The organism is Lentzea cavernae (assembly GCF_014653695.1).
In the GTDB taxonomy this organism is placed as follows: Bacteria; Actinomycetota; Actinomycetes; order Mycobacteriales; family Pseudonocardiaceae; genus Lentzea; species Lentzea cavernae.
Genome location: NZ_BNAR01000012.1, coordinates 66700 through 80977 on the forward strand (window position 1 = coordinate 66700; position 14278 = coordinate 80977).

Consider the following 14278-nt stretch of genomic DNA (forward strand, 5'->3'; position numbering starts at 1 on the left):
GCGATCACCCTGCGTGTGACCCGGCCGACCCATGATCTGCCCAGGACCCGATGGGCGGACGGAAATAGCGCAGGCAATAATGCTGCTCGTGACCACGGCAGCGCCTTCAATCGGCCAGCGCGTGCACTCGCTGAACCGCCCGAACATGGTCAGCGTCGGCACGATCGTCTGGCTGTCCAGTGAGCTCATGTTCTTCGCTGGCCTCTTCGCCATGTTCTTCACGGTGAAGGCCCAGAACGAGGGACCTTGGCCCCCGCCCCCCACGCACCTGAACATCCCCTACGCGTCGGTCTTCACGATCATCCTGGTCGCGTCGTCCTTCACCTGTCAGTGGGGCGTGTTCGCGGCGGAGCGGGGTGACGTCTTCGGTCTGCGTCGCTGGTACGTCGTGACGCTGATCATGGGCGCGATCTTCGTGGGCGGCCAGGCTGGTGAGTACATCGAGCTCGTCGAGAGCGGCACCACCATCCCGTCCTCGGCCTACGGCACGGTCTTCTACCTGACGACCGGCTTCCACGGCTTGCACGTCATCGGCGGTCTGATCGCGTTCGTCTACCTGTTGATCCGGACGAAGCTCAGCAAGTTCACGCCGGCACAGGCCACCTCCGCCATCGTCGTGTCGTACTACTGGCACTTCGTCGACGTCGTGTGGATCGGCCTGTTCGCCATCATCTACATCGTGCCCTGACCCAGTCGGCACGCAGCAAAGCCACGAGCTCCCGAACTGACAGCAAGGGTTGCCGCACACCATGACCACCACGACGAAACGCCCCCGCGGCGCCCGCACGAAGCTGCGCCGCCGGGTCGCCGGACTGCTCGCACTGGGCTTCGGCCTGCTGAGCGCCGGCATGCTGTTCGCCGCCTTCGCGCCCCAGGCGCAGACCGCCCAGGCGCAGCAGCAGGACGCCCTGGTCCGCCAGGGCGAGCAGATCTACCTGAACACCTGCCTGAGCTGCCACGGCTCGTCACTCGAAGGTGTCAAGGACCGCGGACCGAGCCTGATCGGCGTCGGCGACGCCGCGGTGTACTTCCAGACTTCCTCCGGCCGCATGCCCATGGCACGGCAGGAGGCGCAGGCCATCCGCAAGCCCGCGAAGCTCTCCCCCGAGGAGATCAACGCGCTGATGGCCTACATCACCGAGAGCGGTGGCGAGGGCCCGAAGAAGCCCTCCGAGTCCGGTGAGGCCCTGCGCGGCGACAACCCCGCCCGCGGTGGCGAGCTCTTCCGCCTCAACTGCGCCAGCTGCCACAACTTCACGGGTCGTGGTGGCGCGCTGTCGTCCGGCAAGTTCGCGCCGGCGCTCGACGGTGTGAACGAGGAGCAGATCTACACGGCGATGCTGAGCGGCCCGCAGAACATGCCGAAGTTCGGCGAGCGCCAGCTCACGCCGGAAGAGAAGAAAGACATCATCGCGTACGTCAAGTCGGTCACCGACGGGAACAACAACTCCGGCGGCAACGCCCTGGGTGGGTTCGGACCTGTTTCCGAGGGCTTGATCGCGTTCATCGTGGGCATCGCCGCGCTCATCGGCGTGACCCTCTGGATCGGAGCCAAGGCATGAGCGGCGACAAGCCGATCGAGCTGCCCAGCGAGGCAGAGCTCGCGGAGATGAGCCGGGACGACCTCGTCAAGCTCGGTACGAAGCTGGACGGCGTCGAGCTCGTCCACTACGAGGAGAAGTTCCCGGTTCCCGGCACCCGCGCGGAGCGTCGTGCTCAGCGCTCGGTCGCCGCGTGGTTCATGGTCTCCGCGCTGTCGGGACTGGCGTTCCTGGGCGTGTTCCTCTTCTGGCCGTGGGAGTACGAGTCCCCGTTCAACGAGAGCGGCCACTTCCTGCACAACCTGTACAACCCGCTGATCGGCCTGTTCCTGGGCCTGTCGGTGGTGGCACTGGGCGTCGGCGCCCTGCTCTACACCAAGAAGTTCCTGCCCGACGAGCTCGCGGTGCAGCAGCGCCACGACGGCCCGTCGGCCGCCGTGGACCGCGCCACCCTGGTCGCCGAGCTCGCCGACGCGGGTGACCGCAGCGGCATCGGCCGCCGCAGCCTCATCAAGCGCACCGCGGGCCTCGGCGCCGGCGTGCTGGGCCTCGGCGTGGCCGCGGTCCCGCTGGGCGCGCTGATGAAGAACCCGCACACGGACAGCGAGACCAAGGCCTCGCTGTGGCACACCAGCTGGAAGCCCGAGAAGCCGGGCGAGAAGGTCTACCTGCGCCGTCACACCGGCAACTTCCACGAGGTCTCCCTCGTGCGTCCCGAGGACGTCGAACCCGGCGGCTTCGAGACCGTCTTCCCGTTCCGCGAGTCCGAGCGCGACGACGAGCACGCCCTGGTCGCGGCCCTCAAGCGGGCCGACGCCCCGGTCATGCTCATCCGCATGCGCCCGAACCAGGCGATCACCAAGCGCGCCGGTCAGGAAGACTTCAACCACGGCGACCTGTACGCGTACTCCAAGATCTGCACGCACCTGGGGTGCCCGACGTCGCTGTTCGAGCAGCAGACCGGTTTGCTGCTCTGCCCGTGCCACCAGTCGCAGTTCGACGTGTTCGAGTACGCCAAGCCGCGGTTCGGTCCGGCAACCCGTCCTCTTCCCCAGCTTCCGATCACTGTGGACGAAGAGGGATACTTGGTAGCCCGCAGCGACTTCATCGAGGCTGTGGGACCGGCGTTCTGGGAGCGGAAGTCATGAGTGCCATCACCACGCCGACGAAGCCGGCCAACGCGGCCGCGCGCGTCGCAGGGGCGGCGGCCAACGCTGCCGACGAGCGGTTCCACCCGGCCTCAGGTCTGCGCAAGCAGATCAACAAGGTCTTCCCGACGCACTGGTCGTTCCTGCTCGGTGAGATCGCGCTGTACAGCTTCATCGTGCTGCTGCTGTCGGGTACCTACCTGGCGTTGTTCTTCGACCCGTCGATGACCGAGGTCACCTACAACGGCTCGTTCGAGAACCTCCGCGGCATCGAGATGTCGCGGGCGTTCGCGTCCACGCTGGACATCTCGTTCGAGACGCGCGGCGGCCTGTTCGTCCGCCAGGTGCACCACTGGGCGGCGCTGCTGTTCATGGGCGCGATCGTCGTCCACATGTTCCGGATCTTCTTCACCGGCGCGTTCCGCAAGCCGCGTGAGATCAACTGGGTCATCGGCATCGTGCTGTTCATGCTCGGCGCGATCGAGGGCTTCCTCGGCTACTCGCTGCCCGACGACCTGCTCTCGGGCACCGGCCTGCGCGTCATGGCGGCGCTGCTGATCTCGTTCCCGGTCATCGGCACGTGGCTGAACTGGCTGATGTTCGGCGGGGAGTTCCCCGGCACCGACATCATCCCGATGCTCTACACCGCGCACATCCTGATCATCCCGGCGATCATCCTGGGTCTGATCGCGGCGCACCTCGCGCTGGTCTGGTACCAGAAGCACACGCAGTTCCCGGGCGTGGGCCGCAAGGAGACCAACGTCGTCGGCGTCCGCATCATGCCGGTGTTCGCGGCCAAGGGCGGCGGTTTCTTCGCCATCGTCGTCGGTGTCATCGCGATCATGGGTGGCGTCTTCCAGATCAACCCGATCTGGAACATCGGCCCGTACAACCCCGCGCAGGTCTCCGCCGGCTCGCAGCCCGACTGGTACATGGGCTGGACCGACGGCCTGGTCCGCATCTGGCCCGCGTGGGAGTTCTACCTGGGCAACTACACGATCCCGGCGCCGTTCCTGCCGTTCATCCTCGGTCTGCCGCTGCTGACCGGCATCGCGGCGGCGTACCCGTGGATCGAGCGCAAGATGACCAAGGACTACGCGCACCACAACCTGCTGCAGCGCCCGCGCGACGTTCCGGTCCGCACCGCGCTGGGCTGGATGGCGATCACGTACTTCATGGTCCTGCTGCTCATGGGCGCGAACGACATCTTCGCCTACCAGTTCGACATCTCGTTGAACCTGACGACGTGGATGGGCCGCATCGGCATGCTGGTGCTGCCGCCGCTCGCGTACTTCATCGCGTACCGGATCTGCATCGGCCTGCAGCGCGGCGACCGCGAGGTCCTCGAGCACGGCGTCGAGACGGGCATCATCAAGCGCCTGCCGCACGGCGAGTTCATCGAGATCCACCAGCCGCTCGGCCCGGTGGACGACCACGGCCACCCGCTGCCGCTCGCCTACCAGGGCGCGTCGGTGCCGAAGAAGATGAACAAGCTCGGCTCGGCCGGTCACCCGGTCGCCGGCAGCACGCTGTCGCCGGACCCGGTCGAGGAGACCGTGGCCCTGCAGAACGCGCGCAAGCACATCCACGCCTCGGAGGGCTTGAGCTCTCAGGACGAGGCGAGCGAGCTCGCGGGCAAGCCTTCCGACCCGAAGGCCTGACCTCCAGCTTTAACGACCGAAAGGCCCCCGTGGACTCCACGGGGGCCTTTCGGTCGTTAGAGGCTCTTACTTCCGGTACTACCGGCTACTGCTGTCGGCTCTGCTACTGGGCGTCGTCCAGGCCGATCGAGAACGCGGCCTCGTCGTCGCGCTTGGAGTAGCTGCGGAACGCGATGTGCGTGTCGGTGTTCAGCACACCGGCGACCTTGCTGATCTTGCCGGGCACCAGGGCGGCGAGGTCCTCGTGCTTGCTGACCCGCACCAGCGCGATCAGGTCGACGTCACCGGCGCAGGAGTACACCTCGGTGACTCCGTCGATGTCGGCGATCTCCTGCGCGGCCTCGGGAATGCGTTCGGCGGCGGCCTGGATCAGCACGATGGCGGTGACCACGGCGTCCTCCTCGGGTCTGGGCTCCGGTGTCTCAAGCACCCGTAGTCTGCCCTACCGGCTGATCGCCGACGTGAGGACGTCACCGCTCTCGCCACGCGCCCCGTATGACCCTCTCACTTGTCGCCTTGTCGACATCCACACTGATATATCGGTTACCGCCACCCTGGCTGACCTGCGCGTACGCCCCTTATGCAAAAAACGTTTGCGGACGTCCGCAAACGTCTTTTGCATAAGCCGGTGCAACGGGGTGCTGTAGGAGTCAGTTCCAGTGGTCGTGCACAGGGCGGGCGCTGGCGGCTTGTTCGGCCCACGGGACCCAGGCCGCGGCGGCGCCGGCGGGGGACGACCACGGCTCGTCCGCGTAGACGAGGCGGGTGCCCGGCTGGTCGAGCCAGCGCAGGACGACGCCGGCCTCTTCCGGGGGTGCGCCGCGCAGCGGGCCGGGTGTCGGGATGACCGTCTCGGCCGAGGCGACGAGCGCGTCGACCACCGGCATCGGGCGGGTGCCCCGGCGGGCGACCCCGGCGGAGGCGAGGCGGCCGTAGCGGACGACCGAGAACTCCCAGCCGCCTTCGCGGTCCGGTCTGGCGGCCACGAGCTGGGGGAGTGCGGCGAGGGCCGCGAGGCGTTGGGCGCGGTCGAGGGAGCGGACCAGGCCCGCCAGGCGGTCGCGGCGGCGGGCGGCCTCCTCGAAGCGCTCGGCCGAGGCCAGGCCGCCCAGGTCCGTGATGAGCGTGCGCAGCGGGTCGGTGCTGCGGCCGACGACCAGGTCGCGCACCGCGATGACGGCGGGGGCGTACTCGTCGACCGTCTGCTTGCCCGCGCAGGGGGCCCGGCAGCGGTCGAGCTCGGCCAGCGCGCACGGGGAGGCGCGCTGGTTCGTCGCCGGGATCTTGATGGTGCAGGAGCGCAGCGGCACGGCGTCCAGCAGGGCGTCGGCGACCGACTCGGCCGCCTTGCGGGTGCGGAACGGCCCCAGCGCCCCGTCTCGCGGGACCTTGACCAGGGAGATCCGGGGGAACGGCTCGTCGGTCAGGGTCAGCCACCAGGCGTGGTGCGGGTTCTTGGAGCGGCGGTTGTAGGCGGGGCGGTGGGCGCGTAAGAGGCGCAACTCGCGCACTTCGGCTTCCAGCGGGTGCGCGCATTCCACGGCGTCGACGCGGACGGCCAGCGCGACCATCTCGCGCAGCCTGCGGCGGCCCTCGCTGGCCGTGAAGTACTGGCGGACCCGGCGGCGCAGGTCGGAGGCCGTGCCGACGTAGAGCACCTCCTCCTTGGGGCCGCGGAAGAGGTAGACGCCCGGTGTGGAGGGCAGGTGGGCGGCCAGGGAGCGCTTGCGGCGTTGTTCCGGCGTCACCTCCGGCAGGTACGCCAGCAGCTCCTCCAGCGAGTGCACGCCCACGTTGCCGACGCGCTCCAGCAGCGAGTGCAGCACCTCGACCGTCGTACGGGCGTCGGCCAGCGCGCGGTGCGTCGGCTTCGTCTCCGTCTGGAAGAGGTCCGAGAGCGCGGAGAGGCGGCACGACGGCGCCTCGTCGCGGCTCAGCACCCGCCGGGCCAGTTTCACCGTGCACACCACCGGCGGCTTCGGCCAGCGGTAGCCGTGCCGTTCGCAGGCGGCCTTCATGAAGCCGACGTCGAAGCCCGAGTTGTGCGCCACCAGCACCGCCCCGGCCGCGAACTCGAGGAACGCGGGCAGCACCGTCTTCATCGTCGGCGCGCCCGTCACCATCAGCTGCGTGATCCCGGTCAGCTGCGCCACCATCGGCGGGATGCCGCGCTCCGGGTCGACGAGCGTGGCGAACTCACCGAGGACCTGGCCGCCGCGGACCTTCACCGCACCGATCTCGGTGACGGCGTCCTCCTCGTTGCTGCCGCCCGTGGTCTCCAGGTCGAAGACGACGAACGTCGTGTCGCGCAGGGGCGTCCCGAGCTCGTCGAAGGACAGTTGTCCGGTCACGCGGCTGACGGTAGCGGCGGGGTCTGACAATTTTCGCCGGCGATCTTCGGTGGTGCCCTGACCTGCGGCTGCTCCATTGGAGTGGTGTTCGGGTGATCTTTTCCAGATCGTTGTTGCGGGGGCGGACACGTCCGTGCGCCGCTCGAGCGCGAGGGCTCTAGCCTGTGGGGGTGCCCGACCCGATGCCCGATCCCGAGTTCGACCAGCCCGCCGAGGAGGCGGGTGAGTCCGGCGACGAGCCCGCCAATGAGTCCGCTGTGGACTGGTCGGCTCTGCCGGAACCGTTGCGGGTGAGGCTCGCGGAGCTGGGCGCGGACGCGCTGGGCGAGATGGCGAAGGTCGACGTTCCGCAGCACCTGCGGCCGGTGGCGAGGTTCGCCCCGACCAAACGCGCCCGGCTGGGCGGCGCGCAGGTCGTGGCGGGGCTGAGGGACTCGGCGAACTTCCGCACCGCCGTGGTCGAGTGGCTGCGCAAGAACAGGCCGTCGACGCTCGAGGTGACCTCACCGGACCCGGTGACGGCGGCCGCGGCGGCGGTGCTGACCGGAGACGACGTCGCACCGCACTACGTGGAGCTGGTGTCGCGGCGGGTGGGCGACGCGTCGCTGCGAGCCGAACGGGACGCTGCCGTCGTGCGCGCCGAACGGCTCGAAGGCGAACTGGAGCGGCTGCGCGCCGAGCGCACCCAGTTCGACGGCGCCACCGAACGCGTCCGCGCGGACGCCGAGATCGAGCTGGAACGCCTGCGCAAGCGGTTGCGCGAACAGGGCGTGAAGCTGCGCGAGGCCAAGGACGCCGCCGAGGCCGCGGCCGCCGAGGTGGCCAAGATCGAGCAGCGCACCGCGGACGAGGTCAAACGCCTGACCACCGAGCGCGACCGGGAACGCGAACGCGCCGAGACCGAGCGCGGCAAGGCGCAGCGGGCGATCGCCGACGCCGACGTGGCGCGGCAGTCCGCGCGGGAGGCCCGGCAGGCCGACGAGGTGCGGCTCGCGCTGCTCGTCGACACCCTCGACGGCGCCGTGACGGGCCTGCGCCGCGAACTGGCACTGGGCGGAGGTACCGGCCCCCGTCCCGCCGACCTGGTGCGGGGTGCCAGCACGTCGCAGGGCGCCGTGGGGCGCGTGGAGGACCCGGCGGCGCTGGACAGGCTGCTGGCGTTGCCCGCGGTGCACATGGTGGTGGACGGCTACAACGTCACGAAGACCGGCTATCCGGAGCTGTCGCTGTCGGACCAGCGCGATCGGCTCGTGCACCAGCTCGCGGTGCTGGCCGCGCGCACGGGTGCCGAGGTGACGCTGGTGTTCGACGGCGCCGGAGTGGTGGCCGTGCCCGCGGCGGCTCCTCGCGGCGTGCGCGTGCTCTTCAGCGACCCCGGTGTTCTGGCTGATGACGTGATCCGTGCACTGGTCACGGCGGAGCCTGAGGGCCGGCCCGTGGTGGTGGTGACGTCGGATCGCGCGGTCGCGGACTCGGTGCGCCGCCGTGGCGCGCACCCCGTGCCCTCCGCCGTGTTGCTGGCCCGTCTCGTGCGCGTTTGATCACCCGGTAGCCTGACGCCGTCGATCTTGGCGGTCTTGTTCTGGCGAAGGGGATCGGCGACCTCATGTCGCGCAACTTCACCCGTGGTTTCCTGGTTCTCCTGCTGTTGTTCCCGACTGTCCCGGCCGTGTCGTCAGCCGCGCAGCCGGCCGACCCGGCGCGCGCGTACGCCGACCTGACGGCGCAGGCGACGAAGCTCAACGAGGAAGTCCTGCGCGCGCAGCAGGATTTGGACGAGCGCAGGGCCGAGCTCGGCCGCGTCACCGCGACGGTGGCGGCGGCGCAGCAGATCGAACGGCAGGCCAAGCGCGACCGGGACGACTTCCAGGGGCAGGTCGACCTCATCGCCCAGGCGTCGTTCGAGGGCGCCCGGTTCAACCAGCTCTCGGCGCTGCTCGTCGCGGACTCGCAGCAGGACTTCCTGAACCGCCTCGAGATGATGCGGGTGCTGGCCTCCGACAAGGCCGAATCGCTCGCGCGGCTGTCCGGCGCGGTGGAGAGGGCCAGCCAGGCGCACCAGGTGGCCGAGAACGCCCGCGCCCGCGCCGCGGAGACCACCGCGGCCGCCGAAAAGCTCAAGAGCGACCTCGACACGCGCAACCAGGCGTTGCAGGGCCAGATCAGCGAGGTGCGGACGGCGCTGACGCGGCTGCCCGCCCCCGTCGTGAACCAGCTGCGCGATCCGGGAGACCGCTCGCCGATCAGCGCGCCGTCCGGAATGGCCGGGCAGGCGCTGACCTTCGCGCTGGCGCAGCGCGGCGACGAGTACAGGTACGGCGCCACCGGCTTCGACCAGTGGGACTGCGCCGGACTGACCATGAAGGCCTACGCGGCCGCCGGGATCGCGATCCCGCGCACGTCCGGCGGACAGGCCGGGGTCGGTCGTGCCGTGTCGCGTGACGACGTCCGCGCGGGCGACCTGATCGTCTACTACTCGAGCCGGTCGCACGTCGCCATGGCCGTCGACAACGCGAGGGCCGTGCACGCCTCCACGGAGGGGCAGCCGGTGAAGATCGCACCGATCGACGCCATCGGGCCCATCGCGGTGATTCGGCGCATCGAGGGCTAGCGTTGCTCCGGTGAAAAACCTCCGGACGTTGCTGGCGATCACCGTCGCCATGACGTTCCTGCTGGGCATCACCGTTGCACTACGGCCCGTTGAGTTGCAGCCGACCGCAACCACCCATTGCAATGAGGCAGTGCTGACGGCCGCGTCGGGCACCGTGACCAGCAGTTCCTGTGACGGAGAGCTGGCGTCGCGGGTGTCGGGGCTGCTGGACACCTCTGTGGCCGGTGTCGCCGATGTATTGGACATCAGTTGGATTCGGCGGGTCGACGTCGTCGTTCCAGCGTCGGACGACGAGCTCGTGTCGCTCGTCGGGCCGGCGTTCGCGGACATGGCCGGGGTGGCCATCCGGGACGGCTCCGGGCAGCGTGTGGTGATCAACCGGGTGCGCGCCTCGGCGTTGTCGGATCTAGAACTGGGCGTGCTGCTGCGGCACGAGATCACGCACGTCGCGACGCGCGACCTGACGTCGGACACGGCCCCGCTGTGGCTGGTGGAGGGGTTCGCCGACTGGGTGGCGTTCCGCGGCACGGGCCTGTCGCTCCGGCAGGCCGCGCCGTTGCTCAAGCCCGACGTCTCGGCGTTGCCCGCCGACTTCGGCGGTGCCGGGCGTGACCTGGCGTACCAGCAGGCGTACTCGATCATGGTCTACCTGGAGTCGAGTCTGGGGGAGCGCGGTGTTGTTGACTTCTTCCTGCGGCAGGCGTCGTCGTCCGCTGTGGATTCCGGCGTCGTCGACGTGGCGGGCTGGCGTGAATTTCTGAGGACGAGCATCGGATAGCGTTGAGTTCGTGCGCCGAACCTTGCTGGTGACCAACGACTTCCCGCCCCGCCCCGGTGGCATCCAGTCCTACCTGCACGCTCTGGCGACACGGCTGCCCGCGGACTCCCTCGTCGTCTACGCGCCGAAGTGGAAGGGCGCGGAGGAGTTCGACGCCGAGCAGCCCTTCCCGGTGGTGCGGCACCCCACGTCGCTGATGCTGCCGACGCCGGACGTGCTCTCGCGCGCCCGCGACATCGCCCGTGCCGAGTCGTGCGAGGCCGCGTGGTTCGGGGCGGCGGCACCACTGGCGCTGCTGGCACCGTCACTCGGTCTGAGCCGCGCGGTGGCGAGCACGCACGGGCACGAGGTCGGCTGGTCGATGCTGCCGGTCGCACGGCAGGCGTTGCGGGCGATCGGGTCCGGTGTGGACGTCGTGACCTACGTCAGCCGCTACACCCGCTCGCGGTTCTCGGCGGCGTTCGGCCCGATGGCCGCCCTCGAACACCTGCCGTCCGGTGTGGACACCGAGCAGTACCGCCCCGATCCCGCCGCACGGGCAGAGATGCGCCGCCGCTACGGGCTGGGCGACCGGCCGGTGATCGTGTGCGTGTCGCGCCTGGTGCCGCGCAAGGGTCAGGACGTCCTCATCCGCGCGCTGCCGCTCATCCAGCGGTCGGTGCCGGACGCCGCCCTGCTGATCGTCGGCGGCGGCCCCTACCGCGGAACCCTCGAGAAGCTGGCCGCCGGTTCGCGGGACGTCGTGCTGACCGGTTCGGTGCCCTGGGAGGAACTGCCCGCGCACTACAACGCCGGCGACGTCTTCGCGATGCCGTGCCGCACGCGCGGCCGCGGCCTCGACGTCGAAGGGCTCGGCATCGTCTACCTGGAGGCCTCGGCGACCGGGCTGCCCGTGGTGGCCGGACGGTCCGGCGGCGCGCCCGAGACCGTGCGCGACGGCATCACCGGCAACGTCGTCGACGGCCTCGACGTCGAGAACGTCGCCGAGCGCGTCGCCTCCCTGCTCGCCGACCCCGAGACGGCCGCCAAGATGGGCCGCGCCGGCCGGGAGTGGGTCAGCGACCACTGGCGCTGGGACCAGCTCGCGCACCGCCTCGAAGGCTTCATCGGCTGACCGATATCCAGTATCCGATATATCAATTCGCCGCCGTACGCCTGCTGGCCGTCGGTTTCCGCTTCCCACAGCCTTTGCAATGAGTCTTTTGACTTCGTCCGCAAACGTTTTTTGCATCCGGGGTGCGCAGGGAAGCGACAGATGAGGCGCCGGGCCAAGGCGGGTCAGGCGAGTTCGCGGGCCCGGCTCTCGAGAGCGCGCAGGCCGAGTTCCGCACCCCGCCGCGCGGCCTGATCGGCAGCCGACCGCGCGTCCACGTCCCGATCCAGATCCCGCAGCACCACCGCCAGGTCGATCAACGCGCGCACCTCCCCGGAGGCGTAGCCGATCCGCCGGGCCGTCGCCAGCGCCTGCTCGAACAACCCGGCGGCGGAGTCGAGGTCGGACAGGGCCAGGCGGGCCTCGCCGAGCGTGAGCCGCACCGACGTCGCCACCTGCTGGTCGCCGCCGTCCGCCACCAGCGACAGGGCGCGCGACGCCAGGGACAGCGCTTCCTTGGTGTTGCCGGAGGCGAGTTCGAGGGCGGCGAGGTTCTCCAGGGCCTCGGCCTCGCCGGCGGGGACGTTGCCGATCTCCAGGGCGCGTTCGAGGTGGGCGCGGGCCTCGTCCGGGCGGCCCTGCAGGCGCAGCGCCATGCCGAGGTAGGTGTGGCTGTCGGCGTTCGGGGTGAGGGTCAGGGCCTGGGAGAAGTGTTCGACCGCCCCGTCGATCTCGCCCAGTTCGACGGCGAGCTGGCCGAGGTTGTACAGGCCGGTGCTGACGCTGTCGGCCGAGGCCGCGCGCAGCATCTCCAGGCAGCGGAGCAGGGTGTCGCGGGCGGCGGCGAGGTCGCCCGAGCGGCGGTGCACGAGGCTCAGGTTGTTGAGCACGCCCGCCTCGGCGTCCTTGTCGCCCAGCTCGCGGTACAGCTCGATGGCGTGGTCGTGGTGCTCGACGGAGCGCGCGTACTCGCCCAGGCGCAGGTAGAGGGTGCCGAGGTTCGCGTGCATGGCGGCTTCGGCAGGGCGGTGCGCCGAGGACTGCGCGGCCTGCAGGCCGTGGTGGGCCGTCGCCAGCCATTCGCCGACGTGCTGGCCGATCCAGAGGTAGCCGCGCAGCGCGTCGGCCAGCTGCCAGGCCATCTCGGACGGGCCGTGCTCGGCGGCGTGGCGGATGGCGGCGATCAGGTTCGGGCGTTCCGCGTCGAGCCACGCGAGGGCCTCGGCGGAGGTGGCGATCCGGGGTGCCGGGCCTGTGGAGGACGACGGGAGCCGCACGATGCCGGGGTAGAGCAGTTCGGCGCAGCGTTCGACGCCGCGCAGGTAGTGGTTCAGCAGCGCCGTCCACGCCACCTGTTGCTCGGACGGGCTGTCCGACTCCTCGCGCAGCGCGGCGGCGTAGCGGACGAGCTCGTCGTGGAACCGGTAGCGGCCGGGCGTGCAGGACACCACGAGCCGTGCGATCGCCAGCACCGTCAGCAGGCCGTCGGCGTCCACGTCGGCCACCGCCGAGGCGGCCTCCGCGGTGAAGTCCGGCCCCGGCACCACCGACAGCAGGCGGAACAACCGCTGCGGCGCGGGAGGCAGCGCGGCGTAGGCGAGCTCTATCGGCGAACCCGAGATCGTCACGTCGTCCCGCCCGGCCAGGTACGCGGCGGCCACCCGCAGCGCCAGCGGCAGGTGCCCGCAGCGCTCCGCCAGCTCCGCGTGATCACCCGGTCCCCGCAGCGACGACAGCAGCGACACCGACTCGGCCGGTGAGAACACGTCCACCGGCACGGTCCGCGCGCCGTTCAGCGCGATCAGCCCGCGCAGGTCGTCACGCGACGTCACGATCACCCGGCACGACGCCGTCCCCGGCAGCAGCGGCCGCACCTGGTCGGGCGCGGAGGCGTTGTCGAGCACCAGCAGCATCCGCCGGCCCGACAGCAACGACCGCAGCATCGTGCTCTGCTCGTCCGCGTCGGGCGGGATCTCGTCCGGCGGCACGCCCAGCGCCCGCAGGAACCGCGACAGCACGTCCATCCCGTCCGCGGGCGCCCCCAGCGCGTAGCCGCGCAGGTCGACGTAGAGCCGGCCGTCCGGGAACCGGTCGCGCAGCAGGTGCGCCACGTGCACCGCGAGCGTCGTCTTGCCCACCCCCGGCTGCCCCGCCAGCGTCACGATCGGCACCGAACCCGTGATCAGCCCGGAGATCCGCTCCACGTGGGCGGAGCGGCCGGTGAAGTCCGCGATGTCGTCCGGCAGCCGCATCGGTGCCGCCGGCTCCCGCGCCGCCACGGGCGCCACGACCGGCGCCGCCAGTTCCGGCGCCCCCACCAGGATCGCCTGGTGCAACGACCGCAGCTCGTCGGAGGGGTCGATGCCCAGCTGCTCGTCCAGGGTCCGGTCGAGCTGCCGGAACGCCTCCAGCGCCTCCGCCTGCCTGCTGCTGCGGTACAGCGCGAGCATCAGCTGCGCCCAGAACCGCTCCCGCAACGGGTGGTCCCGCGTCAGCCCGAACAGTTCCGGCACCAGGTCCGCGTGGTTGCCCAGCGCGAGCTCCACGTCGACCCGCTGCTCGTGCACCGTCATCAGCAGCTCGTTCAGGCGGGGAGCGTGCTCGGAGTACAGCGTCTCGGACGGCACGTCGGACAGCACCGGCCCGCGCCACAGCTCCAACGCCTCGGCGAACGCCGTCCGCGCCGTCACCGGGTCGGAGGACGAACGGCCACGAGCCGCCGCGTCAGCGAACCGATGGGCGTCCACGGCGAGAGGGTCGACACGCATCCAATAGCCGTCGGCGGCCGTCTGGATCAACGAGGGATCACCCAGTGCCGCACGCAGCCGCATGACGTACGTCTGCAACGTGCCTCGCGTGCGCGCGGGCGGTGTGTCACCCCACACGTGCTCGACCAGTTCCGTCACGGGAACGACGCGGTTCGGCCGCAGCAGCAACGCCGCCAGCAACGCTCTGTGCTTGCCCGCTCGCAGTACGACAGCGGACCCGCCCAGGCGCACCTCCATCGGGCCTAGCAGCCGGAACTGCGGACCCGGAGCCATTGCCTTCCCCTCGTGCGAGCCGGACGATCCCCGTCTGCCCGACAGCCTATGCGC

At 70.5% G+C, this 14278-nt stretch carries 11 protein-coding genes; 8 read left to right on the forward strand and 3 right to left on the reverse strand.

Features of this window, described 5'->3' with window-relative positions; translation table 11 throughout:
* Positions 1 to 79: 79 nt before the first annotated feature.
* From ctaE to qcrB, 4 genes are all read left to right on the forward strand, one after another.
* Entirely contained in the window at positions 80 to 688 is a 609-nt protein-coding gene (gene ctaE / locus IE307_RS32235; RefSeq protein ID WP_191303182.1) for an aa3-type cytochrome oxidase subunit III, read from the forward strand.
* 61 nt (positions 689 to 749) lie between these two features.
* A complete protein-coding gene (gene qcrC, locus IE307_RS32240; protein WP_191303183.1) occupies positions 750 to 1562 on the forward strand; it encodes a cytochrome bc1 complex diheme cytochrome c subunit in 813 nt (270 codons plus the stop codon).
* Positions 1559 to 2689, forward strand: coding sequence for a cytochrome bc1 complex Rieske iron-sulfur subunit (gene qcrA / locus IE307_RS32245; protein WP_191303184.1), 1131 nt, complete (start codon positions 1559 to 1561; stop codon positions 2687 to 2689). The genes qcrC and qcrA overlap by 4 nt, the downstream gene beginning before the upstream one ends.
* Positions 2686 to 4350: a cytochrome bc1 complex cytochrome b subunit gene (qcrB, locus tag IE307_RS32250; RefSeq protein WP_191303185.1), complete on the forward strand. Its 1665-nt coding sequence runs from the start codon at positions 2686 to 2688 to the stop codon at positions 4348 to 4350. The genes qcrA and qcrB overlap by 4 nt, the downstream gene beginning before the upstream one ends.
* Before the next feature lie 103 nt (positions 4351 to 4453).
* On the opposite strand, the gene IE307_RS32255 is transcribed toward qcrB, so the two are convergent.
* Entirely contained in the window at positions 4454 to 4741 is a 288-nt protein-coding gene (locus IE307_RS32255; RefSeq protein ID WP_030465012.1) for an Lrp/AsnC family transcriptional regulator, read from the reverse strand.
* A gap of 259 nt (positions 4742 to 5000) precedes the next feature.
* A complete protein-coding gene (locus tag IE307_RS32260; RefSeq protein ID WP_191303186.1) occupies positions 5001 to 6701 on the reverse strand; it encodes a DEDD exonuclease domain-containing protein in 1701 nt (566 codons plus the stop codon).
* A gap of 182 nt (positions 6702 to 6883) precedes the next feature.
* Here IE307_RS32260 and IE307_RS32265 point away from each other — a divergent pair, with 182 nt between their 5' ends.
* The 4 genes from IE307_RS32265 to IE307_RS32280 all read left to right on the forward strand — a co-directional run bounded on the left by IE307_RS32265 (position 6884) and on the right by IE307_RS32280 (position 11204).
* Positions 6884 to 8242 (forward strand): NYN domain-containing protein, encoded by a 1359-nt coding sequence (locus IE307_RS32265; RefSeq protein ID WP_191303352.1) that lies wholly within the window; start codon positions 6884 to 6886, stop codon positions 8240 to 8242.
* Positions 8243 to 8307: 65 nt separating this feature from the next.
* The gene (locus tag IE307_RS32270) at positions 8308 to 9312 is read left to right on the forward strand and encodes a C40 family peptidase (RefSeq protein ID WP_191303187.1); all 1005 of its coding nucleotides are present in this window, start codon (positions 8308 to 8310) and stop codon (positions 9310 to 9312) included.
* A gap of 10 nt (positions 9313 to 9322) precedes the next feature.
* Positions 9323 to 10090, forward strand: a complete 768-nt coding sequence (locus IE307_RS32275; RefSeq protein WP_191303188.1) for a hypothetical protein — start codon at positions 9323 to 9325, stop codon at positions 10088 to 10090.
* A gap of 10 nt (positions 10091 to 10100) precedes the next feature.
* Positions 10101 to 11204, forward strand: a complete 1104-nt coding sequence (locus IE307_RS32280; RefSeq protein WP_191303189.1) for a glycosyltransferase family 4 protein — start codon at positions 10101 to 10103, stop codon at positions 11202 to 11204.
* Between the two features lie 164 nt (positions 11205 to 11368).
* On the opposite strand, the gene IE307_RS32285 is transcribed toward IE307_RS32280, so the two are convergent.
* Complete coding sequence (locus IE307_RS32285; protein WP_191303190.1) at positions 11369 to 14224, reverse strand: AfsR/SARP family transcriptional regulator; 2856 nt, start codon at positions 14222 to 14224, stop codon at positions 11369 to 11371.
* Positions 14225 to 14278 lie beyond the last annotated feature (54 nt).